The sequence below is a fragment of the Pseudomonas sp. 8O genome, from assembly GCF_902506495.1.
GTDB lineage: Bacteria > Pseudomonadota > Gammaproteobacteria > Pseudomonadales > Pseudomonadaceae > Aquipseudomonas > Aquipseudomonas chaetocerotis.
Genome location: NZ_LR733264.1, coordinates 2,137,654 through 2,159,103, shown reverse-complemented (window position 1 = coordinate 2,159,103; position 21,450 = coordinate 2,137,654). Strand labels below are relative to the sequence as shown.

21 protein-coding genes and 1 riboswitch are annotated in these 21,450 nt (G+C 63.1%); of the genes, 8 read left to right on the top strand and 13 right to left on the bottom strand.

Annotation, left to right across the window (positions count from 1 at the left end; genetic code table 11):
• Positions 1 to 120 precede the first annotated feature (120 nt).
• From GV002_RS12750 to GV002_RS12735, 4 genes are all read left to right on the top strand, one after another.
• On the top strand, positions 121 to 633 hold the full coding sequence (locus GV002_RS12750) for a GNAT family N-acetyltransferase (protein WP_160018715.1): 513 nt from the start codon (positions 121 to 123) through the stop codon (positions 631 to 633).
• Positions 634 to 663: 30 nt separating this feature from the next.
• Positions 664 to 1,134, top strand: a complete 471-nt coding sequence (locus tag GV002_RS12745) for a GNAT family N-acetyltransferase (protein ID WP_160018714.1) — start codon at positions 664 to 666, stop codon at positions 1,132 to 1,134.
• A 259-nt stretch (positions 1,135 to 1,393) separates the two neighbouring features.
• Positions 1,394 to 1,963: a type IV toxin-antitoxin system AbiEi family antitoxin gene (gene abiEi / locus GV002_RS12740; RefSeq protein WP_160018713.1), complete on the top strand. Its 570-nt coding sequence runs from the start codon at positions 1,394 to 1,396 to the stop codon at positions 1,961 to 1,963.
• A complete protein-coding gene (locus tag GV002_RS12735) occupies positions 1,950 to 2,846 on the top strand; it encodes a nucleotidyl transferase AbiEii/AbiGii toxin family protein (RefSeq protein WP_160018712.1) in 897 nt (298 codons plus the stop codon). Before abiEi ends, GV002_RS12735 begins: the two co-directional genes overlap by 14 nt.
• A gap of 58 nt (positions 2,847 to 2,904) precedes the next feature.
• Here the strand turns inward: GV002_RS12735 and cobF are convergent, their stop codons facing one another.
• From cobF to cobW, 5 genes are all read right to left on the bottom strand, one after another.
• Positions 2,905 to 3,672, bottom strand: coding sequence for a precorrin-6A synthase (deacetylating) (cobF, locus tag GV002_RS12730; protein WP_160018711.1), 768 nt, complete (start codon positions 3,670 to 3,672; stop codon positions 2,905 to 2,907).
• Positions 3,669 to 4,436 (bottom strand): vWA domain-containing protein, encoded by a 768-nt coding sequence (locus GV002_RS12725; protein WP_306109747.1) that lies wholly within the window; start codon positions 4,434 to 4,436, stop codon positions 3,669 to 3,671. The genes cobF and GV002_RS12725 overlap by 4 nt, the downstream gene beginning before the upstream one ends.
• Positions 4,418 to 5,419 carry an ATP-binding protein gene (locus tag GV002_RS12720; RefSeq protein WP_160018710.1) on the bottom strand — a complete coding sequence of 334 codons (1,002 nt, stop codon included), beginning with the start codon at positions 5,417 to 5,419 and terminating at the stop codon, positions 4,418 to 4,420. Before GV002_RS12720 ends, GV002_RS12725 begins: the two co-directional genes overlap by 19 nt.
• 274 nt (positions 5,420 to 5,693) lie before the next feature.
• Positions 5,694 to 9,440: a cobaltochelatase subunit CobN gene (gene cobN / locus GV002_RS12715; RefSeq protein WP_160018709.1), complete on the bottom strand. Its 3,747-nt coding sequence runs from the start codon at positions 9,438 to 9,440 to the stop codon at positions 5,694 to 5,696.
• A gap of 74 nt (positions 9,441 to 9,514) precedes the next feature.
• Entirely contained in the window at positions 9,515 to 10,564 is a 1,050-nt protein-coding gene (gene cobW / locus GV002_RS12710) for a cobalamin biosynthesis protein CobW (protein WP_160018708.1), read from the bottom strand.
• 94 nt (positions 10,565 to 10,658) lie between these two features.
• Positions 10,659 to 10,855: riboswitch (cobalamin riboswitch) on the bottom strand.
• Between the two features lie 86 nt (positions 10,856 to 10,941).
• Between cobW and GV002_RS12705 the strand changes: the two genes are divergently transcribed.
• Positions 10,942 to 11,382 carry a cobalamin biosynthesis protein gene (locus tag GV002_RS12705; RefSeq protein WP_160018707.1) on the top strand — a complete coding sequence of 147 codons (441 nt, stop codon included), beginning with the start codon at positions 10,942 to 10,944 and terminating at the stop codon, positions 11,380 to 11,382.
• Positions 11,379 to 12,134: a precorrin-4 C(11)-methyltransferase gene (cobM, locus tag GV002_RS12700; protein ID WP_160018706.1), complete on the top strand. Its 756-nt coding sequence runs from the start codon at positions 11,379 to 11,381 to the stop codon at positions 12,132 to 12,134. The genes GV002_RS12705 and cobM overlap by 4 nt, the downstream gene beginning before the upstream one ends.
• A gap of 221 nt (positions 12,135 to 12,355) precedes the next feature.
• Here the strand turns inward: cobM and GV002_RS12695 are convergent, their stop codons facing one another.
• A complete protein-coding gene (locus tag GV002_RS12695) occupies positions 12,356 to 12,586 on the bottom strand; it encodes a hypothetical protein (RefSeq protein ID WP_160018705.1) in 231 nt (76 codons plus the stop codon).
• Positions 12,587 to 12,761: 175 nt separating this feature from the next.
• Here GV002_RS12695 and GV002_RS12690 point away from each other — a divergent pair, with 175 nt between their 5' ends.
• Positions 12,762 to 12,974 carry a ParD-like family protein gene (locus tag GV002_RS12690; RefSeq protein WP_160018704.1) on the top strand — a complete coding sequence of 71 codons (213 nt, stop codon included), beginning with the start codon at positions 12,762 to 12,764 and terminating at the stop codon, positions 12,972 to 12,974.
• Positions 12,971 to 13,750 (top strand): type I methionyl aminopeptidase, encoded by a 780-nt coding sequence (gene map / locus GV002_RS12685; RefSeq protein WP_160018703.1) that lies wholly within the window; start codon positions 12,971 to 12,973, stop codon positions 13,748 to 13,750. Before GV002_RS12690 ends, map begins: the two co-directional genes overlap by 4 nt.
• 51 nt (positions 13,751 to 13,801) lie before the next feature.
• Here map and glmS read toward each other — a convergent pair whose 3' ends face one another.
• The 7 genes from glmS to atpG form a co-directional block, all read right to left on the bottom strand.
• The gene (gene glmS, locus GV002_RS12680) at positions 13,802 to 15,652 is read right to left on the bottom strand and encodes a glutamine--fructose-6-phosphate transaminase (isomerizing) (RefSeq protein WP_160018702.1); all 1,851 of its coding nucleotides are present in this window, start codon (positions 15,650 to 15,652) and stop codon (positions 13,802 to 13,804) included.
• A gap of 11 nt (positions 15,653 to 15,663) precedes the next feature.
• Complete coding sequence (locus GV002_RS12675; RefSeq protein WP_160018701.1) at positions 15,664 to 16,434, bottom strand: DeoR/GlpR family DNA-binding transcription regulator; 771 nt, start codon at positions 16,432 to 16,434, stop codon at positions 15,664 to 15,666.
• Between the two features lie 73 nt (positions 16,435 to 16,507).
• Complete coding sequence (locus GV002_RS12670; protein ID WP_160018700.1) at positions 16,508 to 17,119, bottom strand: LysE family transporter; 612 nt, start codon at positions 17,117 to 17,119, stop codon at positions 16,508 to 16,510.
• A 56-nt stretch (positions 17,120 to 17,175) separates the two neighbouring features.
• Positions 17,176 to 18,534: a bifunctional UDP-N-acetylglucosamine diphosphorylase/glucosamine-1-phosphate N-acetyltransferase GlmU gene (gene glmU, locus GV002_RS12665; RefSeq protein WP_160018699.1), complete on the bottom strand. Its 1,359-nt coding sequence runs from the start codon at positions 18,532 to 18,534 to the stop codon at positions 17,176 to 17,178.
• 123 nt (positions 18,535 to 18,657) lie between these two features.
• Positions 18,658 to 19,092, bottom strand: coding sequence for a F0F1 ATP synthase subunit epsilon (locus GV002_RS12660; protein ID WP_160018698.1), 435 nt, complete (start codon positions 19,090 to 19,092; stop codon positions 18,658 to 18,660).
• Positions 19,093 to 19,171: 79 nt separating this feature from the next.
• Positions 19,172 to 20,548 (bottom strand): F0F1 ATP synthase subunit beta, encoded by a 1,377-nt coding sequence (gene atpD, locus GV002_RS12655; protein WP_064493638.1) that lies wholly within the window; start codon positions 20,546 to 20,548, stop codon positions 19,172 to 19,174.
• Between the two features lie 30 nt (positions 20,549 to 20,578).
• Positions 20,579 to 21,442 carry a F0F1 ATP synthase subunit gamma gene (gene atpG, locus GV002_RS12650; RefSeq protein WP_099525062.1) on the bottom strand — a complete coding sequence of 288 codons (864 nt, stop codon included), beginning with the start codon at positions 21,440 to 21,442 and terminating at the stop codon, positions 20,579 to 20,581.
• Positions 21,443 to 21,450: the final 8 nt, after the last annotated feature.

Here is a 21,450-nt window from a genome sequence, read left to right as displayed (position 1 = left end):
AATCAGCAGCGCCGCTTATGGACTAGCGCATAGGGTAGACAAGACTCTTCTTGTCCACCCTTGATGACCTGGGCACGTCAGCCTCCGGGTTATAGTCGGGCTTTACCTGTGAGGTTCGTGATGAGCCAGCCCTACACCACCTACTACCTGGAGATGACCAGCACCGAGCAACTGCGCGTCAAACCTCAGCGCAGCGACCTGCAGATCATTGAGTGCGAAGAGCCGCAACCGGCGCTCAATCGCTTTCTCTACCAACTGGTCGGCTCGACCTGGGAATGGGGTGATCTGGATAGCTGGGACGACGCACAGTGGCAAGCCATGGTCGAAAGTCCAGCGCACCGAACCTGGGTCGCCTATCACCGTGGCGCTATCGCAGGTTACTACGAGCTGTTCCGTCCTGACGGGCGCAGCACGGAAATCCGCTACTTCGGCCTGGCTCCGCAGTTTCTCGACCGCGGCTTAGGTGGCCCACTGCTCAGCCATGCCATTCACTCGGCCTGGCAGTGGCCGGGGACCGAGCGCGTTTGGGTACACACCTGCACCTTCGATCATCCAGCTGCATTGGCTAATTACCAGGCACGTGGGATGCGGATTTATCAGGAAGAAATCAGCAACATCGATAACCCCAATTGAGTCGTTGAACGGCAACAGAGCGAGAACAGCATGGACTGCATGATCAGGCTTGCAACAAAGGACGATGCGACAGCGATCAGTCGTGTCGTGATCGCCTCGTTACGTGAGTCGAACGCTCAAGACTATCCGCCCGAGGTGATCGCCCAGGTCGAGAAAAGCTTCACGCCAGAAGCTGTTGAGGTCTTGCTCAACAAGCGCAAGGTTTTCGTCGCCTCAATGCAAGACGATCTGATCGCCACCGCCAGCCTCGACGGCGGTGTTGTCAGAACGGTCTTCGTTGAGCCCAAGTATCAGGGCTGCGGAGTGGGTCGCAAGCTAATGGCAACGATCCACGCTCAGGCGCTGAACGCCGACATACTCACCCTGTTGGTACCATCCTCACTAACCGCAGAAGGCTTTTACGCCAGCCTGGGCTATCGGAAAATTCGCGATGAGCTCCACGGTGCGGAACGCACTGTCGTGATGGAAAAATCGCTGCAGGCCTACTCAAAACACGAGTAACGCGTAGGGTGGACAACGCTCTGCTTGTCCACCGTCCTAACGTCATCCCTGCGCCGAACCGTTCTTGCGCAGCAAACTGAGGCAAGGCATTTGACCCAGTGATGAACATTTCATAGGCCGTACCAACGTAGACGCCTCGGTAGATTCGCAAGCACTGGCCGGACCAAGAGGTGGTATCCGTCGTCTCATCAGGACTTGTCTCATTGCGAAAACTCAACAGTAAGTTACACTTATCGTCACTTACCGTTGAGTTATTCCGATGAGCCAACGCCGCGAAACAGTCCAGCCCATACGCCGCCTCCATGACGGCCTGAGCAGCTTGGCGAATGCCGAACGCTACCTGTTCACGCCTTCGGATATGCGCGCTCTGGTTCCGGACATTTCCGCCGAGGCCTACCGCGCATTGCTCAGCCGGGCTGCCAGGGACGGCAAGCTGGAGCGCATCTGCCGTGGCCTCTACTTCTATCGGCCAGCCAAACCGACAACCGGCCTGTTGCTGTTTCATGCTGCGGCGCGCCTGCGCGCACATGAATTCAACTACATAAGCCTGGAAACGGCGCTGAGCGACACGGGCATCATTTCGCAGATACCGATGAACTGGATCACGCTGATGTCGTCGGGCCGCAGCAGCCTGATCAAATGCGGTTCGTGGGGCACCATCGAATTCGTTCACACCGCGCAGAAAGCCGAAGCGCTCTCGGGACAGCTCGATTACGACAGCAAATGCCGAATGTGGCGAGCCAAGCCTGCGCTGGCCATCCGCGACATGAAGGCGGCGAAAAGGAATCTCGACCTGATCGACTGGAGCATCGCCAATGAGCTTGTTTGACCAACTGGTAGACCAGGCCATCGGCAACCTGCCTGACCTGGCCAACCTGCGCGTCGTGGTAGAAAAGGAACTGCTGCATCACGACATCATGCTGGTGTTGAGCGAGGCCGGCCTGCTCGAGAAGCTCTGCTTTATCGGCGGAACCTGCCTGCGGGCTTGCTATGGCTCCAATCGCCTGAGCGAGGATCTGGACTTCACGGGTGGCGCCGATTTCAACCGGGACGACTTCGCCCAGATGAGTGAAGCACTGATCCAAAAGTTGCAGGCGAAATACAGCCTGCGTGTAGACGTCAGCGAACCGAGCAAGGAGTCCGGCAATGTTGATACCTGGAAGCTGAAGGTGCAGACACGTCCTGACGCACGCAACCTGCCAGCCCAACGCATCCATATCGATATCTGCGCCATCCCGAGCTACATCAGCACGCCCAGAGCGCTACTCAACCCCTATGGCGTGGACATGGGCACCCAAGGCCTGATCCTCAACGCAGAAGCACTCGAGGAAATCCATGTCGACAAGATCCTGGCATTCATTCTGAGGCAGGGGCGGATCAAGAGCCGCGACCTCTGGGATCTGCTCTGGATGAAACAGCAAAAGATAGAACCAGCCCTGCAGTTGCTGCCCGACAAACTCAACGACCATCGGGTGCAAACTCGCGACTTCCTGGAAAAAGCTGCACAGCGCTCAGCTACGCTGATCAACGACCCGCAGGTGAAGACGGATTTTCGCAGCGAAATGCAGCGCTTCCTGCCAATCCAACTCGTTGAACAGACGGTGAACGACGACAGATTCTGGGCTTATCTGATCGACGAGGTTCCCCGCTTGATACGCCGCGCGCAAAACAGCCTCGGCCCCGCAGAGGATTCCAGCCACTTCATGATGTAAGCGGGCTGCTCTTGCACAGGCGTAGGGAGGACAGCGCTCTTCTTCACCGCGCTTCATGTTACGCCTCCGCCACACCCTCTTTGCGCAGCAGATAACTATCCATGATCCACCCATTGCGCTCGCGCGCCTCGGCGCGGGTGGTGACGATGCGTTCGGCCACCTCATCCAGCGGACCGGCGATGAGGATTTCATCGGCGGTGCCGACGTAGGCCCCCCAGTAGATATGCAGGCCGTGGCCGACGAAGCGGCGGTAGGTGTCCTTGGCGTCGAGCATCACCGCCACGCTGTCCACGCCCTGCGGCCAGCCTTCGGCGAGCAGGCGGCCGGTGGTGATTTCCACGGCACGGCCGATGCTGTTGAGCGGGATGCGGTGGCGCGCGGTCAGCGCCTGCAGGCTGGTGATGCCTGGGATGACGTCGTAGGTGAAATCACTACGGCGCGCGGCGATGGCTTCGATGATGCGGATGCTGCTGTCATACAGCGACGGGTCGCCCCAGACCATGAAGGCCGCCGTCTCGCCATCGGCCATCTGCTCGTCGAGCAGTTGCTCGAACACCGCCTGCTTGTCACGGTTGAGTTCATCGACGCTGGCGCGGTAGTCGGCGACGTCACGCTCGCGTTCCGGCTGCTGGCCTTCGGCGAAACGCGGCGTGCGGCCATCGAGAAAGCGCGCACAGATCTCCCGGCGCAAGGCGTTGAGCTTGTGCTTGGCCGCGCCCTTGTCCATCAGGAAGATCACATCGCTGCGGCGCAGCGCCTTGATCGCCTGGTAGGTGATGTAGTCCGGGTCGCCGGCACCGATACCGACCAGCAGCAGGGTTTTCATGGGGTTCTCCAGGTAACGGACAACCCGTAGGAGCCGGCTTGCCGGCGATCATCACCCGCGAGGCTAGGCGCCCCCGCGGCTCCTACAGGCAGTAGATCATCGATATGGTGGTACTCGGCCTGTAGCGCCTGCGCCAGCTGGCGGGCACGGCCCAGGCGGATGGGCGCGCGTTCGGTGTCGAGCAGCAGGGTCGGACACGGCAGCGGCGCCAACGCTGGAAGATCACGCAAACGGCCATCGGTCAGGATCAGCAGGCGCTGGCGCTCGTTCGGTTTCGCGCGCTGGCGGCGCAGCAGCCAGTCGCCGGCCTGATTCAGCGCGTCGAGCAGCGGCGTGCCGCCTCCTGCGCCCAACTCGTGCAACCAGCGATGCAGCTCGGCGCTGGCCTTGCGCCCCTGCCACAACCATTGCGCTTCGCGGCCACCAGCCTGCAGCACGGCCAGGCGCGCACGCTGGCGATAGGCGCTGTCGAACACTTCGGTGAGCACGCCCTTGGCCCGGCTCAGCGCACCATGGCGCCGGGTCGAGGCAGAAGCATCGACCAGCACCAGCCAGAGTTCCTCAGCCTGCTGGCTGCGCGGGCGCAGTACCAACTGTTCGCGGCGTTGCGGTCGGCCCTGGCGCAGGGTCGCCGCCCAGTCGATACGACCGTGCACGCCAGCACGGGCAGCGCCGCGATGGCCGCCGCCGAGTCGTCCGGGCCGGTTACGGGCATCCGCGCCAGTGGCTGTGCGCGGGCGGATGCTCAGGGCTTTTTTGGCCAGCGCGGCGGCACCCGCCGCTCACCCATGGCCTGCGGCTGCGCCGGCAGCTCGCCCCACTGGCCTTCACCCTGGCTCTGTTCATTCGCCTGTTGCGGCGCCTGGCTCTGCTCGGGCGGCGTGGCAGCAGGCGGTTGCGACTGGCGACGGCGATGGCGCAGGACAAAGTCCTCCACCGCATCGATATCCACAGGCTCGATAGCCGCCGCGCCACGCCAGGCCGCATGGGCACGGGCAGCGCGCAGCCAGACCAGATCGGCGCGCAGGCCATCGACGCTGGCGGCGAAGCAGCGCTGGCTAATCTCACCCAGGGCGGCGTCATCCAGCGGAGTATCCGCCAGGCGCTGGCGGGCATTGCGGCAACGTTCGGCCAGGGCGCCCTGCTCGCCCTGCCAGCGTTGCAGAAAGGCGGCGGGGTCGGCATCGAAGGCCAGACGGCGACGGACGATCTCGGCGCGTTCGGCCGGTTGCGGCTGGCCATCGAGCGCCAGGTTGAGGCCGAAGCGGTCGAGCAGTTGCGGACGCAGTTCGCCCTCCTCGACGTTCATGGTGCCGATCAGCACGAAGCGCGCGGCGTGGCGATGGGAGATGCCGTCGCGCTCGACGTGGTTGACCCCGCTGGCGGCGGCATCGAGCAGCAGGTCGACCAGATGATCGGGCAGCAGGTTGACCTCATCCACATACAACACGCCGCCATCGGCACGGGCCAGCAGACCAGGGGAAAACTGCGCGCGGCCTTCGCCGAGGGCCGCATCCAGATCCAGGGTGCCAACGATGCGCTCCTCGCTCGCCCCCAGCGGCAGGGTGACGAAGCGCCCACCGTCGAGCAGATCGGCCAGGCCACGAGCCAGCGTGGACTTGGCCATGCCACGCGGCCCCTCTATCAGCACACCGCCGATGGCCGGATCGATAGCCGCCAGGCACAGCGCCAGCTTCAGCGAATCGGCGCCGACCACGGCGGCGAGGGGGAAGTGATGTTCGGTCATGGCAGTGATCCGTGGATATGGACGTAGCCCGGATGCAATCCGGGGCCTTTGGTCGCGCATTTCCCGGATTGCATCCGGGCTACGGGCTGCATGCCCCCGGGTGGGTTAGCGGCGCGGAACGTAGGTCTTGTAGCCGCGCCGGGGAGCAGCGCGCCGCGTAACCCACCGGGCGATGCCAGGCGTGACGCCAATGGTGGGCTACGCCGCACCCGCTTCGGTGATCCGGCCAAACACCGCAACAGGCGGCTAGCCCGCCCTACGGGAACGAGTCGCTTCATGACTCCTCACTATCGAGCAACAGGTTCTCCAGGGCTTCGCGGTATTGCCCGGGATTCTCCCACAGGCCGCGCTGCTGGGCTTCCAGCAGGCGTTCGAGGATATCGTTGAGCGCGCCTGGGTTGTGCTGCTGGATGAAGTCGCGGGTGTCCCTATCGAGCAGGTAGGCATCGGTCAGCAGCGCGTACTGGTGGTCATCGACCAGCTCGCTGGTGGCGTCGAAGGCGAACAGGTAGTCGATGGTCGCGGCTAGCTCGAAGGCACCCTTGTAGCCATGGCGCTTCATGCCCTCGATCCATTTGGGATTGGCGGCGCGTGCCCGCACCACGCGATTGAGTTCTTCCTTCAGGGTGCGAATGCGCGGCGTATCCGGCTGGCTGTTGTCACCAAAATAGCTGGCCACCTTGAGCCCGCGCAGGGTCTCTACCGCCGCCAGCATGCCGCCCTGAAACTGGTAGTAGTCGTTGGAGTCGAGGATGTCGTGCTCGCGGTTGTCCTGGTTGTGCAGCACCGCCTGCATCTGCTCCAGACGCTCGACGAAGCGCTGCCGAGCGGGTGCGCCCTCGGCGCCGCTGCCGTAGGCGTAGCCACCCCAGTTCAGGTAGACCTCGGCCAAGTCCGCGCGGCTCTGCCACAGACGCTCCTCGATGGCGTTCTGCACCCCGGCGCCATAGGCGCCCGGCTTGGCGCCGAACACCCGCCAGCCAGCCTGACGCCGCGCTTCGCCTTCATCCAGGCCGCTGTCCTTCAATGCCAGCGACTCACGCCAGACCCGCGCCGACAGCGGATTCATGTCTTCCGGCTCATCGAGCTCGATCACCGCCTGCACGGCCTCGTCGAACAGGCGAATCAGGTTGCTGAAGGCATCGCGGAAGAAGCCCGAGACGCGCAGGGTCACGTCCACCCGTGGGCGGCCGAGCTGCTCCAGCGGCAATACCTCGAAGCGCTCGACGCGCTGGCTGCCCGGCTGCCATACCGGGCGCACGCCCATCAGCGCCAGCGCCTGGGCGATGTCGTCGCCGCCGGTACGCATGGTCGCCGTGCCCCACACCGACAGGCCGAGCTGGCGCAGGTGGTCGCCCTCGTCCTGTAGATGGCGCTCCAGCAGACGGTCAGCCGCCTGCACGCCGAGGCGCCAGGCGGTGGGCGTGGGCAGGTGGCGTACGTCGACGGTGAAGAAGTTGCGCCCGGTGGGCAGCACGTCGAGGCGCCCACGGCTCGGTGCGCCGCTCGGCCCGGCGGGCACGAAACGCCCTGCCAGCGCGGCGAGCAAGCCACCCATTTCGGCATCGCCGCAGGCATCCAGCAAAGGCGCGATATGCTCGGTCAGCCCATCGAGAATCAGCGCTACCTCGTCGCCGAAATCGCTGATGCACTCGCCGGCCAGGCGCTGCTCGATCAACCTCAGCGCCAGCAGCTCCAGGCGCTCGCGGGTATCACCGACGCTGCGCCACAGACTGTTATCCACAGCCTGCAACGCCTGTGGACGTAACCCATCCCAGAGCTGGCCCATGTCGCAGTCCAGCGGGTCGAGGCCCAGCTCCAGGCCACGCGCCAGCGCGCGCAGCAGGCTGGCATTGGCGCCCTGGCCATCGCCACGGGGGATGCGCAGCAACGCCAGCAGCGTGTCGCGGCGCAGTTGGCCAGCAGGCGACTCGCCGAACACATGCAGGCCGTCGCGGATCTGCGATTCCTTGAGGTCGCACAGGTAGGCGTCGAGCTGCGGCAGCCAGCTCTCCGGGTCATCGTTGAGTTGCAGACCCAGCTCGCGGTCGAGGCTGGCCTCGCGCACCTTGGTCAGGATCTCGCCTCGCAGCTCCACGGCACGGCGCTGGTCGAGCTGGCTGGCCTCGAAATACTCGTCGGCCAGACGCTCCAGGTCGCGCAGCGGGCCGTAGCTCTCGGCACGGGTCAGTGGCGGCATCAGGTGATCGATGATCACCGCCTGGGTACGGCGCTTGGCCTGCGCACCCTCACCGGGATCGTTGACGATGAAAGGATAGATATTCGGCAACGGGCCGATCAGCGCCTGCGGCCAACAGTTCTCGGACAGGCCGACGCTCTTGCCCGGCAGCCATTCCAGGTTGCCATGCTTGCCGACGTGGATCAGCGCATCGGCAGAGAACGCCGTACGCAGCCAGGCGTAAAAGGCGATATAACCATGCGGCGGCACCAGATCCGGATCGTGGTACACCGCCGCCGGGTCGAGCTGGTAGCCGCGCGCCGGCTGGATGCCGACGAAGGTCAGGCCGAAGCGCAGGCCGGCGACCATCATCCGCCCGCTGCGGAACATCGGATCGGCCTGCGGCTCGCCCCAGCGCTCGCGCACTGCCTGCTGATTCTGCTCAGGCAGTCTGTGGAAAAACCTCAGGTAGTCGTCCAGCGCCAGGCTTTGCGCGCAGGGCCGCGAATCCAGGCCGTCGAGGTCGTTGGTGACGCCGCCGAGCAGGCTGTGGACAAGTTCGGTGCCGCTACCCGGCAGGTTATCCACCGGATAGCCCTGTACCTGCAGCGCACGGAGGATGTTCAGCGCGGCGGCGGGCGTATCCAGACCCACGCCGTTGCCAATGCGGCCATCGCGAGTCGGGTAGTTGGCCAGGATCAGACCTATTCGCTTCTGATCGTTACCTTTAACCGCCAAATGACACCAATTACTCGCCAGTTCGGCGATGAAGGCCATACCCGATTCGTGTGCCTGGTAGCACACCACGTCACTCTGGCTCCGCTCGCTGCGCCAGGCCAGGCCCTTGAAACTGATGGCAGTGCCGATCAGCCGACCATCCAGCTCGGGCAGCACCACGTGCATGGCCAGGTCGCGCGAGCCCAGGCCCTGGACGCTGGCCTGCCATTGCGTCTGGTTGTCCAGCGAGCAGATGGCCTGCAGCACCGGGATATCGCGGCGGAACACCCGTGCCTGCGGCGCCTCGGGGTTGGATAGCGCGAAACCGGTGGTGTTGATGATCAGCGCGGCGCTCGTCTCGTCCAGCCAGGTCTGCACCTGATCCAGGCAGGCCGCTTCCTTGAGACTGGCCACGGCGATGGGTAGCGGGTTGAGACCCTGAGTGACGAGGTGATCGCAGAAGGCATCGACGAAGGCCGTGTTCGCCGACTGCACATGGTTGCGGTAGAACAGCAGCGCCACCACAGGCGCGCCGGGTTGCCATTGCAGCTGCCAGTCAGCCAGCGCGGCCGGGCTGTGCTGCGGGTGATAGAGGCTGACGCGTGGCAGTGGCTGCGGCTCCTGCCAGCTGTCAGCGCGGCCCAGCCAGCGGCTGCCGATGCAGCGGAACAATTGGCGGGCGTTATCCAGCCCACCCTGGCGCAGGTACTGCCAGAGACGCTGGCTGTCTTCCTCACCGACGTTGCCGAGCGCATTAAGCTCCGGGTCGGGCTTGTCGTCGCCCGGCACCATGATCACCGTGGCGCCGCGCGCACCCAGCTCCACAAGGCGTTCGACGCCATAGCGCCAGTAGCTCACCCCGCCATGCACCGAAATCAGGATAACTTTGGCATGCTGCAGCACCTGCTCGACGTAGTAGTCCACCGAGGCGTTGTTGCTCAGCTGCGCCGGGCTGGCCAGGCGCAGGCTGGGGTAGTCTTCCGGCAGTTGCCGGGCGGCTTCGGCCAGCAGGGAGAGGTGCGAATCACCCGTGCACAGGATCACCAGCTCGGCAGGCGTCTGGCCAAGGTCGGCGATGCTGTCGGCCGGCAGTTGGGCGCCGGGCTGGGTACGCAGTAAGTGCATCTACGAATCCAAGTAAATCGCCCGCAAGCGGGCTCCTACAGGGTGCGTAGGAGCCCGCTTGCGGGCGATCATTATCAAGTCAGCGCCGCTTTCAGCTCGGCCTCGATGGCCGCGCGGTCAAGCTGTTGGCCGATCACCACCAGGCGGCTCAGACGCGGCTCGTCGGCCTGCCAGGCGCGGTCGAAGTGGCGGTCGAAGCGCTGGCCCACGCCCTGCACCAGCAGGCGCATCGGTTTGCCAGGGATCGCTGCGAAGCCCTTCACCCGCAGGATGCCGTACTTGGCCACCGCATCCTTCAACGCAGCCAGCAGGCGCGCCTCTTCGGCTTCGGGTAGTTCCACGTGGAACGAGTCGAATTCCTCATGATCGTGGTCGTCGTCTTCATCGTCGTGATGGGTGCGGCGGCTGTCGATATGCAGCTCGGTTTCGCTGTTCAGCCCCAGCAGCACGTCCAGCGGCAGCTCGCCGCCGTGCGCCTCGATCACCTTGACCGCCGGCGGCAGCTCCTCGGCCACCTCGGCGCGCACCACGGCCAGCGCCTCGGCGTCGAGCAGGTCAGCCTTGTTGAGGATCACCAGGTCAGCGCTGGCCAACTGGTCGGCGAACAGCTCGTGCAGGGGCGATTCATGATCCAGATTGGGATCGAGCTTGCGCTGCTCGTCCACCTGATCGGGGAAGGCGGCGAAGGTGCCAGCGGCCACAGCAGGGCTGTCGACCACGGTGATCACCGCATCGACCGTGCAGGCATTGCGAATTTCCGGCCAGTTGAAGGCTTGCACCAGTGGCTTGGGCAACGCCAGACCGCTGGTTTCGATAAGGATATGGTCGAGGTCGCCACGGCGCGCCACCAGCTCGCGCATCACCGGGAAGAACTCTTCCTGCACGGTGCAGCACAGGCAGCCATTGGCCAGCTCGAAAACGCGGCCGTTGGCCTCCTCTTCGCTGCAGCCGATGGAGCATTGCTTGAGGATCTCGCCATCGATACCCAGTTCGCCGAACTCGTTGACGATCACCGCTATACGGCGACCTTCAGCGTGGGCCAACAGGTGACGCAGCAGGGTGGTTTTGCCGGCACCGAGAAAACCGGTGACGATGGTGACAGGCAGTTTGGCGAGGGTTTTCATGAAGGGCCCCGTGGCGTCGTTAAGTTCGGCGGACGGGTACGCGCAGGCGGGCACGCAAGGGCGCGCTGGCCGCGTCGGATCACCCCGTCCGAGCAGTTGGCTGGTCAGTCGAGGCAGGTCTCCTGGCTCACGGTCTGCGCGTTGCGCGTCCTTCACCTTCCCGCCCTACGGCAGTGGTGTATCGAAGGGTTTAAGACCGTTCACAGTTGCGGGGGCAGCCAGGGCATCGACCCTGTTCCCTCTTAGCTCCCCAGCCGCTTGCCGGGAAGAACCTCGAAAGCGAGAAGGCTACGCAGGCCGCAGCGGCCGGTCAATCGCGGTTGACCGGTGGGATGCACCATGGTGAGCTACGCCGCTGCACAGCATGAGCTCCCTTGATGATGCCAAGCCCCTCGAACCCCGGCCCTGACGCCTCGCCCATGGTGGTAGCCGGGCTGGGTTGCAGGCGCAATTGCCCCCAGCAAGACCTGCTTGCCCTGCTCATCCACAGCCTGTCCCAGCATGAGCTGACTGTGGATAACCTCGTTGGATTGGCCAGCATCGCCCACAAGCGCGACGAACCAGGGCTGCATGAACTGGCCATGCATCTCAATCTGGAGCTGACATTCTTCACCCCCGAAGCGCTCACGCTCCACCAGCCGGAGAAAGCCGGCAGTCCTTTCATCCGATCCATAACGGGCAGCACCGCTGTAGCTGAGCCCTGCGCCCTGGCCCTGGCCACTCGACTGGGCACGACAGCCCAATTACTGGGCGAGAAAACCCGCACGGCCAACGCCACCTGTGCGCTGGCCACCTTCGATAGAGAACCCACAGCATGACCGTCTATTTCATCGGCGCCGGCCCCGGCGACCCCGAGCTGATCACCGTCAAGGGCCAGCGCCTGATCCGTTCGTGCCCGGTCATTCTGTATGCCGGTTCGCTGGTGCCCGAGGCAGTTATCGGGGGTAATAGCGCCGAACAGGTAATCAATACCGCCGAACTGCACCTCGGCGAGATCGTCGAGCTGCTGCGTCAAGCTCATCAGCGTGGCCAGGACGTGGCCCGCGTGCACTCCGGCGACCCATCGCTGTACGGCGCCATTGGCGAGCAGATTCGCGAGCTGCGTGCGCTGAGTATCCCTTTCGAGATCATCCCCGGCGTCACCGCCACTGCCGCCTGCGCGGCGTTGCTGGAATCCGAACTTACCCTGCCCGGCATCGCCCAGACCGTGATCCTCACCCGCTACGGCACTACTTCACCCATGCCAGAGGGTGAGCAGTTGCATGATCTGGCGCGGCACCGTGCGACCATGGCCATCCACCTCGGCGTACGCCAGTTACCGGCGATCGTCGCCGAACTGCTGCCGCACTACGGCGCCGACTGCCCCATCGCGGTTATCCACAGGGCCAGCTGGCCGGATCAGGACTGGGTACTGGGCACCCTGGCCGATATCGAGGCCAAGGTCGCCGCCAGAGGCTTTCGCCGGACGGCGTTGATCCTGGTCGGCCGCGTACTCGATCCCGGCGCCTTCGCCGAATCGGCGTTGTACGACGCGGCACATCACCATCTATACCGCCGCAGCACTGATTGAGCTTGGCGAGAAACCGTACAAAGCGCTGAAGGCCTTGCTATACAAGGCTTACATAACCTTATCAACAGGATAGAAAGCCTGTTATCCAAGCACTCTGTGGATAATGGGCATACAGGCGAGCAGTTTCTGTACAAGTCGCTGAAAGCCCCTACCTATCAGGGTTTTAGCCAGGTATCACAAGGATATCCACACGTTGATCCACGGCAACTGTGAGCAACTACTCAGAGCTGTACCTCGACCCGCTTGATGCCCAACACCCGCAGTTCCGGCATCAATTCATCCAGACTGGTAAAGGTCTCGACCTGATCGGCCTCATCCACCAGAAAGAAGCTACGCCCAGCGTCCTTCTTGAAAAATACGATCCACTCAGCGGTATTGGCCGGGTTGACCATCACCTGGGTGTCGAACACAACACCCTCGGTCGTTCTGCGTTTCACATCGCTACGCTTCATCCTCTCTCCTGTTCCAGCGTGACTCAGGTGACCCGACTGCCACTTAGTAAGCAGCGGGTACGGCTCCTAGTGTAATGGATGAGGGGGGCACGCCTTGCCGGTTAATAATCGGTAAGTGATATCAGGCCCGCAGTTATATATGATTCATATACGAAACATATATGAGGAGATTTTCATGGGCATCGTCAACATCGATGATGAGTTGCATGAGCAGATTCGCAGGGCGAGCAGCGTGTCTGGCCGCTCTATCAATGCCCAGGCGGGTTTCTGGATTCGCATCGGCATGCTCTGCGAGATGAACCCGACGCTGAGCTTCAACGAGGTAATAGCAGCCGAGATGCGTGCAGCCGGCGTGGTGGCTCCGCCAAGAATGGCGGACGCCTCATGAGCAAGACGCCGCAACAGATCGCCCTGATGGCGGAGTCCGGCAGGTTACTGGCGTCCGTGTTCGGCTATCTGGATCGCCTGGATCTGCTTGGGATGTCCACTCTGCAGGTCAATGACCTTGTGGATAACTACATCGTGGGGGAACTCAAGGCGCGCCCGGCGAGCAAGGGACAGTATGGTTTCGCCTACGCCATGAACACGTCGCGCAACGAGGTGGTGTGCCATGGCGTACCCAGCGCCGACGATATCCTGCGCGACGGCGACCTGGTGAATTTCGACATCACCCTTGAAAAGAACGGCTATATCGCCGATTCGAGCAAGACCTACCTGATCGGCGAGGTATCGGAACAGGCGCGTCAACTGGCCCAGGTCACCTATGAGGCCATGTGCAAAGGCATCGAAGCCGTCAAACCCGGCGCCCGTCTCGGCGATATTGGTCACGCCATCGAACGGCATGCCCGTGCCCATCGCTACTCGGTGGTCAGGGAGTACTGCGGCCACGGCATCGGCCGGGAAATGCACGAACCACCCGAAGTGCTGCACTGGGGCAAAGCCGGCACCGGCCTGACGCTGCGCGAAGGCATGACCTTCACCATCGAACCCATGCTCAACCGGGGAACGGAGGATGTACGCACGCTGCGCGACGGCTGGACGGTGGTGACCCGAGATGGCCAACTCTCGGCGCAATTCGAACACACCGTGGCGGTCACCCGAGACGGCGTTCGCGTGCTTACGCTGCGCCCCGAAGAGCACCACCTGAGCAGGATTTCGGCGTGATAGAAACGCAAAAGCCCGTCCATCTGGACGGGCTTTTCTTCGCCAGCGGCCTTATTCGACCGTGACGCTTTTGGCCAGATTACGCGGCTGATCGACGTCGGTACCCTTGAGCACGGCGACGTAGTACGACAGCAGTTGCAGCGGCACGGTGTAGAGGATCGGTGCGAGCAGGTCATGGATATGCGGCATGGCAACGACGTGGGTGCCCTCACCATTGCTCATGCCGGCCTGCTGGTCGGCGAAGACGATCAGCTCGCCGCCACGGGCGCGGACTTCCTGCAGGTTGGACTTGAGCTTTTCCAGCAGCTCGTTGTTCGGCGCCACGGTAACCACCGGCATGTCGGCATCCACCAGGGCCAGCGGACCGTGCTTGAGCTCACCGGCCGGATAGGCCTCAGCATGGATGTAGGAAATTTCCTTGAGTTTGAGCGCGCCTTCCATGGCCACCGGATACTGCGCACCGCGACCAAGGAAGAGACTGTGGTGCTTCTCGGCGAACAGTTCGGCGATCTTCTCCACGGTCTTGTCCATGGCCAGCGCTTCGCCCAGACGGGTCGGCAGGCGACGCAATTCTTCCACCAGCTCGGCAGCCAGCGCCTTGTCGAGGCTGCCGTGCACCTGGCCGAGGGCCAGGGTCAGCAGCATCAGGCCGACCAGCTGGGTGGTGAAGGCCTTGGTCGAGGCCACACCGATTTCCGGGCCGGCCTGAGTCAGCAGGCACAGGTCGGATTCGCGCACCAGCGAGCTGGTGCCGACGTTGCAGATCACCAGGCTGGCCAGGTAGCCGCCCTGCCCCGGTGCCTTCTCCTTGGCGTTGCGCAGCGCGGCCAGGGTGTCAGCGGTTTCACCGGACTGCGAGACGCTGACGAACAGGGTATCAGGCTGCACCACCACCTTGCGGTAGCGGAACTCGCTGGCCACCTCGACCTGGCAGGGAATGCCGGCCAGCTCTTCCAGCCAGTAACGGGCAACCATGCCGGCGTGGTAGCTGGTGCCGCAGGCGACGATTTGTACGTTCTTCACCTTGGCGAACAGCTCGGCAGCCTGCGGGCCAAAGGCCTGCACCAGTACGTGATCACTGCCCAGACGTCCTTCCAGGGTGCGTTGCACCACCTTGGGCTGCTCGTGGATCTCCTTGAGCATGAAGTGACGGTACTCGCCCTTGTCCGCAGCTTCGGCACCTTCGTGGTACTGCACGGCTTCGCGCTGCACCAGATTGCCGGCGGCGTCCCAGATCTGCACGCCATCGCGGCGAATCTCGGCGATATCCCCTTCTTCCAGGTACATGAAGCGGTCGGTGACCTGGCGCAGGGCCAACTGGTCGGAGGCGAGGAAGTTTTCACCCAGGCCCAGGCCGATCACCAACGGGCTACCACTGCGGGCAGCAAGCAGGCGATCCGGCTGCTTGGCGCTGATCACCGCCAGGCCGTAGGCGCCATGCAACTCGGGAATCGCGGCTTTGAGCGCGGCAGCGAGATCGCCGAGCTGTTGCAGCTTGTGCTCGAGCAGGTGGACGATGGTTTCGGTGTCGGTATCGGAGGTGAAGACGTAGCCCAGGCCCTTGAGGCGCTCGCGCAGCTCTTCGTGGTTCTCGATGATGCCGTTGTGCACCACGGCCAACTCATGGCCAGAGAAGTGTGGGTGAGCGTTGCGCTCGCTCGGCGCACCGTGCGTGGCCCAACGGGTGTGGGCGATGCCCAGACGCCCCGCCAGCGGTTCGGCCTGCAGCGCGGTCTGCAGTTCGCTGACCTTGCCGACGCGGCGGCGGCGATCCAGCGCGCCCTGCTCGGTCAGCAGTGCTACACCGGCGCTGTCGTAGCCGCGGTATTCCAGGCGCTTGAGGCCTTCCACTAGAACAGGGGTGATATTGCGCTCCGCGATGGCGCCGACGATTCCACACATGGTTTATCTCCTCAAGTTTCCAGCGGCGCGAGAATCAGCTGGATGCCGCGCGCGCGTATCTGTTCGGCAGCCTGGGAATCCAGGCGCTCGTCGGTAATCAAGGTACGGAAGCTGCTCCAGGGCAGTTCCAGATTGGGTATGCGCCGGCCGATCTTGTCGCTCTCGACCATGACGATGACTTCTCGGGCCACTTCGGCCATCACCCGCGACAAACCGAGCAGCTCGTTGAAGGTGGTGGTGCCACGCTCCAGGTCGATGCCATCAGCGCCGATGAACAGTTGGTCGAAATCGTAGGAACGCAGCACCTGCTCGGCCACCTGGCCCTGGAAGGATTCCGAGTGCGGGTCCCAGGTGCCACCGGTCATCAGCAACACCGGCTCGTGCTCGAGTTCGCGCAGGGCATTGGCGACGCCCAGCGAGTTGGTCATCACCACCAGCCCAGGCTTGTGGCCGAGCTGCGGGATCATCGCTGCCGTGGTGGTGCCGCTGTCGATGATGATGCGCGCGTGCTCGCGAATCCGCGCCACACCGGCACGGGCGATCGCCTGCTTGTAGGGAGAGATGGGCTGCGTCGGCTCGCCGATGAGCTCCTGCGGTACTGGCACCGCACCGCCATAGCGACGCAGCAGCAGACCGTTCTTTTCCAGGGCGGCGAGGTCCTTGCGAATCGTCACTTCGCTGGTGGCGAAGTGCTGCGCCAGGGCGTCCACCGACACTTCGCCCTGCTCGGCGAGCATGGCGAGGATGGTGTGGCGACGTTGCGGCGTGTTGCGCTTCGACATACTTAAGTTTCGATTCGAAAGATAATGGCGCGAATCAAAACATATGATCGAAATGCCCGCAAGCGTCCGCCGGTCAGTTCAGCGTCAGTTTGACGCCGAAACCGATCAGGCAAAGCCCTGCAAATTTCTCCAGACCACGCGCGATACGGGGATTTGCGCGCATGCGCTCGGCGAGAAAGTGCGTCAGCAGCACGATCAACAAGCCGTAGAGAAAGGTCAGTGCCATGATGGTCACGGCCATGAAAGCGAAAGTAATCAACCCCTGATGGCGCTGCGGATCGATGAACAGAGGGAAGAAGGCCATGTAGAAGATGATGGCCTTGGGGTTGAAGACGGTGATCACCAGGGTTTGCCACAGGTATCGCCGCGGCTTGATGTCCAGCGTCGGCGCCGCACCAGGCTTGGCCAGGATCATGCGCAGGCCGAGGTAGACCAGATAGCCGGCGCCAAGCCACTGCACCACATGGAAGGCTGCCGGATAGGCCTTGAGCAACGCGGCGACCCCGGCCACCGCCAACCACAGCAGCACCTGGTCGCCGAGCATGATCCCGAAGGTCGAAGCCAGCCCGCCGCGAATCCCGCCCTTGCCCGTGGACAGGATCAACGCCAGGTTACCCGGCCCGGGAATGGCTAGCAGGATGATGAAGGCCACCACGAAGGCGGGGTAATCCGTCACACCGAACATACAGAACTGCCTCCGGCAGGTTATCCACAGGCCTGGTCACCCAGGCCAGAGCGGGTTCACTTCTTGGTGGGGCGCTTCCAGCCTTCGATATTGCGCTGCTTGGCACGGCCTACTGCCAGCGTATCTGCAGGCACATCGCTGGTCACCACCGAACCGGCACCGGTGGTCGCGCGGTCACCCAACGTTACCGGCGCCACCAGCGCACTGTTGGAGCCGATGAATACGTCCTCGCCCATTACCGTGCGGAATTTGTTGGCACCGTCGTAGTTGCAGGTGATTGTGCCGGCCCCGATATTCGTCCGCGCACCGATCTCGGCATCGCCCAGGTAGCTCAGATGGCCAGCCTTGGCACCTTCGCCCAGCACGGCGTTCTTCAGTTCGACGAAGTTGCCCACATGGGCCTTGGCGCCCAGTCTGGTGCCCGGACGCAGGCGAGCGAACGGGCCGCAATCGGCGCCCTCGCCCATCTCGGCACCGTCCAGGTGGCTGTTGGCTTTGACGATGGCGCCCCTGCGCAGCACCGAGTCCTTGATCACGCAATTCGGGCCGATCTGCACATCATCCTCGATGATCACGCGGCCTTCGAGGATGACGTTGATGTCGATGGTCACGTCGCGTCCGACGCTGACTTCACCACGCACATCGAATCGATGCGGATCGCGCAGGGTGACACCCTGGGCCATCAGGCGACGAGCCATGCGCTGCTGGTAATGGCATTCGAGCTGAGCCAGCTGGATGCGGTCATTGGCACCCAGCACTTCCATTTCGTCGGCGGCGCGCTCGGTGGCCACCACCAGACCGTCGGCCACCGCCATGGCGATCACGTCGGTCAGGTAGTACTCGCCCTGGGCATTGCTGTTGGACAGGCGGCCCAGCCAGTCGGCGAGCCGCTTGCCCGGTACGGCGAGAATACCGGTGTTGCCCTCGCGGATCTGCCGCTGTGCTTCGCTGGCATCCTTGTGCTCGACGATCGCCTGCACCACGCCATCGGCGTCACGCACGATGCGGCCGTAGCCCGTCGGGTCGGCCAGCTCGACGGTGAGCAAGCCCAGCTGATCATCGCTGACCAGGGCCATCAGCCGCTGCAGGGTGGCAGTTTCGATCAGCGGTACATCGCCGTAGAGAATCAGTACGGTATCGGCGTTGAGCTGCGGCAGAGCCTGAGCCACGGCGTGGCCGGTGCCGAGCTGCTCGGCCTGGATGACGAAATTCAGGTCATCGGCGGCCAGACGCTCGCGCACCTTGTCGGCGCCATGACCGATCACCACCTGGATGCTTTGCGGCTGCAGGCTGCGTGCAGTGTCGATGACATGACCCAGCATGGGTTTGTCGGCGACCGGGTGCAGCACCTTGGGCAAAGCGGAACGCATCCGCGTGCCCTGGCCAGCGGCAAGAATGACGATATCCAGACTCATAGAAAGCTCCTTGCTGGGCAAGAGTTGGCCGCGGCCAGAGAGCCGCGCGAAGAAAACGCTATTTTGCCAGAAACGCAAAGGGGCGACCTAAGTCGCCCCTTTGCGTGATACCGCGATACGCGATCAGCGGCTGCGGCCGCCGAACTTCTTGCGCATTTCGTCGATGGTGCGCAGCTGAGCAGCAGCCTCGGCCAGGCGTGCCGAAGCACTGCCGTAGTCGAACTCGGTGCCCTTCTCGCTCAGTGCCTTCTCGGCAGCCTTGCGCGCCTCGATGGCAGCGGCTTCATCCAGGTCGCCGGCACGAACAGCGGTGTCGGCAAGAACCTTCACCATGCTCGGCTGAACTTCCAGGAAGCCACCGGAGATGTAGAACACCTCCTCGGTGCCACCCTGCTTGATCACTCGCACCGGACCCGGCTTGAGATCGGTCAGCAGCGGGGTGTGGCCCGGCAGGATACCCAGGTCACCAAGGTGACCGTGGGCGATGACCATTTCCACCAGCCCCGAGAACAGCTCTTCTTCCGCACTGACGATATCGCAGTGGACTGACATAGCCATAACAATGCCTCGGTTGAGAGGCCGGATCGGGCTGCTGCCCGCTCCGGCCCGGACGCCCCCTGGGGGGCGCACCCGTTACTTACAGTTTCTTGGCTTTCTCGATGGCTTCGTCGATGCCGCCTACCATGTAGAACGCTTGTTCCGGCAGGTGGTCGTAGTCGCCTTTGAGAATGCCGCTGAAGCCGGCAATGGTGTCCTTCAGGGACACGTACTTGCCCGGGGCACCGGTGAAGACTTCAGCCACGAAGAACGGCTGGGACAGGAAGCGCTGGATCTTACGAGCGCGCGATACTAGCTGCTTGTCGTCTTCGGACAGTTCGTCCATACCCAGGATCGCGATGATGTCCTTCAGCTCCTTGTAGCGCTGCAGAACATACTGAACGCCACGAGCGGTCTCGTAGTGCTCCTGGCCGATCACGTTCGGGTCCAGCTGACGGCTGGTGGAGTCCAGCGGGTCAACGGCCGGGTAGATACCCAGGGAAGCGATGTCACGGGACAGAACGACGGTGGCGTCCAAGTGGGCGAAGGTGGTCGCCGGGCTCGGGTCGGTCAGGTCGTCCGCAGGTACGTATACAGCCTGGATCGAGGTGATCGAGCCTTTCTTGGTGGAGGTAATACGCTCCTGCAGAACGCCCATCTCCTCGGCCAGAGTCGGCTGGTAACCTACTGCCGACGGCATACGGCCGAGCAGTGCGGATACTTCGGTACCGGCGAGGGTGTAACGGTAGATGTTGTCGACGAACAACAGAACGTCACGACCTTCGTCACGGAACTTCTCGGCCATGGTCAGGCCGGTCAGTGCTACGCGCAGACGGTTGCCTGGTGGCTCGTTCATCTGACCGTAGACCAGGGCTACCTTGTCGAGAACGTTGGAGTCCTTCATCTCGTGGTAGAAGTCGTTACCCTCACGAGTACGCTCACCCACACCGGCGAACACGGAATAACCGCTGTGCTCGATGGCGATGTTACGGATCAGTTCCATCATGTTCACGGTCTTGCCGACACCGGCACCACCGAACAGACCGACTTTACCGCCCTTGGCGAACGGGCAGACCAGGTCGATAACCTTGATGCCGGTTTCCAGCAGCTCGTTGGAGCCAGCCTGTTCGGCATAGCTCGGCGCAGGGCGGTGGATTTCCCACTGCTCTTCTTCGCCGATCGGGCCGGCTTCGTCGATCGGGTTACCCAGCACGTCCATGATCCGGCCCAGGGTCGCTTTACCGACCGGTACGGAGATGGCCTTGCCAGAGCTGTTGACGTCCAGGCCACGCTTGAGGCCTTCGGTCGAACCCATCGCAATGGTACGTACCACGCCGTCGCCCAGCTGCTGCTGAACTTCCAGGGTGGTTTCGGCGCCAACTACTTTCAGCGCTTCATAAACACTCGGCACCTTGTCACGCGGGAATTCCACGTCGATGACGGCGCCGATGATTTGAACGATACGTCCGCTACTCATCTTTGGTTCCTCTGAATATTTGAACCGTTCTTAAACCGCGGCAGCGCCGCCGACGATTTCCGAAATTTCCTGGGTGATCGCTGCCTGACGTGCCTTGTTGTAAACCAGCTGCAGGTCTTTGATGAGATCACCGGCGTTGTCGGTTGCGTTCTTCATCGCGATCATCCGCGCAGCCTGTTCGCACGCGCTGTTCTCGACCACGGACTGATAGACCTGCGACTCGACGTAACGTACCAGCAGCGCATCCAGCAGTTGCTGGGCGTCCGGCTCGTACACGTAGTCCCACAGACCTTTCTGTACGCCTTGCGCATCGCTCGCGGCCAGCGGCAGCAACTGCTGCACTTCCGGCTTCTGCGTCATGGTGTTGACGAACTTGTTCGACACCAGATACAGACGGTCGATACGGCCCTCAGCGTAGGCATCCAGCACGACCTTGACGCTACCGATCAGGTCGTTGATGGACGGCTCTTCACCCAGCTTGCTGATGGCGGCAACCACGTTGCCCCCGTTGCTGCGGAAGAAGCTCGCGCCCTTGCTGCCTACCACGCAGAAATCAGCCTCGACCTTCTGGTCGCGCCATTCCTTCAGGCTTCTGAGCAGCGCCTTGAACAGGTTGATGTTCAAGCCACCACACAGACCACGGTCCGAGGTCACCACGATATAACCGACGCGCTTTACATCACGCTCCACCATGAACGAGTGGCGGTATTCCGGGTTCGCCTTGGCCAGGTGACCGATCACCTGACGAATACGCTCAGCGTAGGGGCGACCGGCAGCCATGCGCTGTTGAGCCTTGCGCATTTTGCTGACCGCCACTTTTTCCATGGCGCTGGTGATCTTTTGCGTGCTTTTGATGCTCGCAATCTTGCTGCGAATCTCTTTTGCGCCTGCCATTTCACACC

Coding starts and splice junctions, on each gene's coding strand:
- GV002_RS12750 (WP_160018715.1), top strand. CDS start 121: ATGAGCCAGCCCTACACCACCTACTACCTGGAGATGACCAGCACCGAG.
- GV002_RS12745 (WP_160018714.1), top strand. CDS start 664: ATGGACTGCATGATCAGGCTTGCAACAAAGGACGATGCGACAGCGATC.
- abiEi (WP_160018713.1), top strand. CDS start 1,394: ATGAGCCAACGCCGCGAAACAGTCCAGCCCATACGCCGCCTCCATGAC.
- GV002_RS12735 (WP_160018712.1), top strand. CDS start 1,950: ATGAGCTTGTTTGACCAACTGGTAGACCAGGCCATCGGCAACCTGCCT.
- cobF (WP_160018711.1), bottom strand. CDS start 3,672: ATGAAAACCCTGCTGCTGGTCGGTATCGGTGCCGGCGACCCGGACTAC.
- GV002_RS12720 (WP_160018710.1), bottom strand. CDS start 5,419: ATGACCGAACATCACTTCCCCCTCGCCGCCGTGGTCGGCGCCGATTCG.
- cobN (WP_160018709.1), bottom strand. CDS start 9,440: ATGCACTTACTGCGTACCCAGCCCGGCGCCCAACTGCCGGCCGACAGC.
- cobW (WP_160018708.1), bottom strand. CDS start 10,564: ATGAAAACCCTCGCCAAACTGCCTGTCACCATCGTCACCGGTTTTCTC.
- GV002_RS12705 (WP_160018707.1), top strand. CDS start 10,942: ATGATGCCAAGCCCCTCGAACCCCGGCCCTGACGCCTCGCCCATGGTG.
- cobM (WP_160018706.1), top strand. CDS start 11,379: ATGACCGTCTATTTCATCGGCGCCGGCCCCGGCGACCCCGAGCTGATC.
- GV002_RS12695 (WP_160018705.1), bottom strand. CDS start 12,586: ATGAAGCGTAGCGATGTGAAACGCAGAACGACCGAGGGTGTTGTGTTC.
- GV002_RS12690 (WP_160018704.1), top strand. CDS start 12,762: ATGGGCATCGTCAACATCGATGATGAGTTGCATGAGCAGATTCGCAGG.
- map (WP_160018703.1), top strand. CDS start 12,971: ATGAGCAAGACGCCGCAACAGATCGCCCTGATGGCGGAGTCCGGCAGG.
- glmS (WP_160018702.1), bottom strand. CDS start 15,652: ATGTGTGGAATCGTCGGCGCCATCGCGGAGCGCAATATCACCCCTGTT.
- GV002_RS12675 (WP_160018701.1), bottom strand. CDS start 16,434: ATGTCGAAGCGCAACACGCCGCAACGTCGCCACACCATCCTCGCCATG.
- GV002_RS12670 (WP_160018700.1), bottom strand. CDS start 17,119: ATGTTCGGTGTGACGGATTACCCCGCCTTCGTGGTGGCCTTCATCATC.
- glmU (WP_160018699.1), bottom strand. CDS start 18,534: ATGAGTCTGGATATCGTCATTCTTGCCGCTGGCCAGGGCACGCGGATG.
- GV002_RS12660 (WP_160018698.1), bottom strand. CDS start 19,092: ATGGCTATGTCAGTCCACTGCGATATCGTCAGTGCGGAAGAAGAGCTG.
- atpD (WP_064493638.1), bottom strand. CDS start 20,548: ATGAGTAGCGGACGTATCGTTCAAATCATCGGCGCCGTCATCGACGTG.
- atpG (WP_099525062.1), bottom strand. CDS start 21,442: ATGGCAGGCGCAAAAGAGATTCGCAGCAAGATTGCGAGCATCAAAAGC.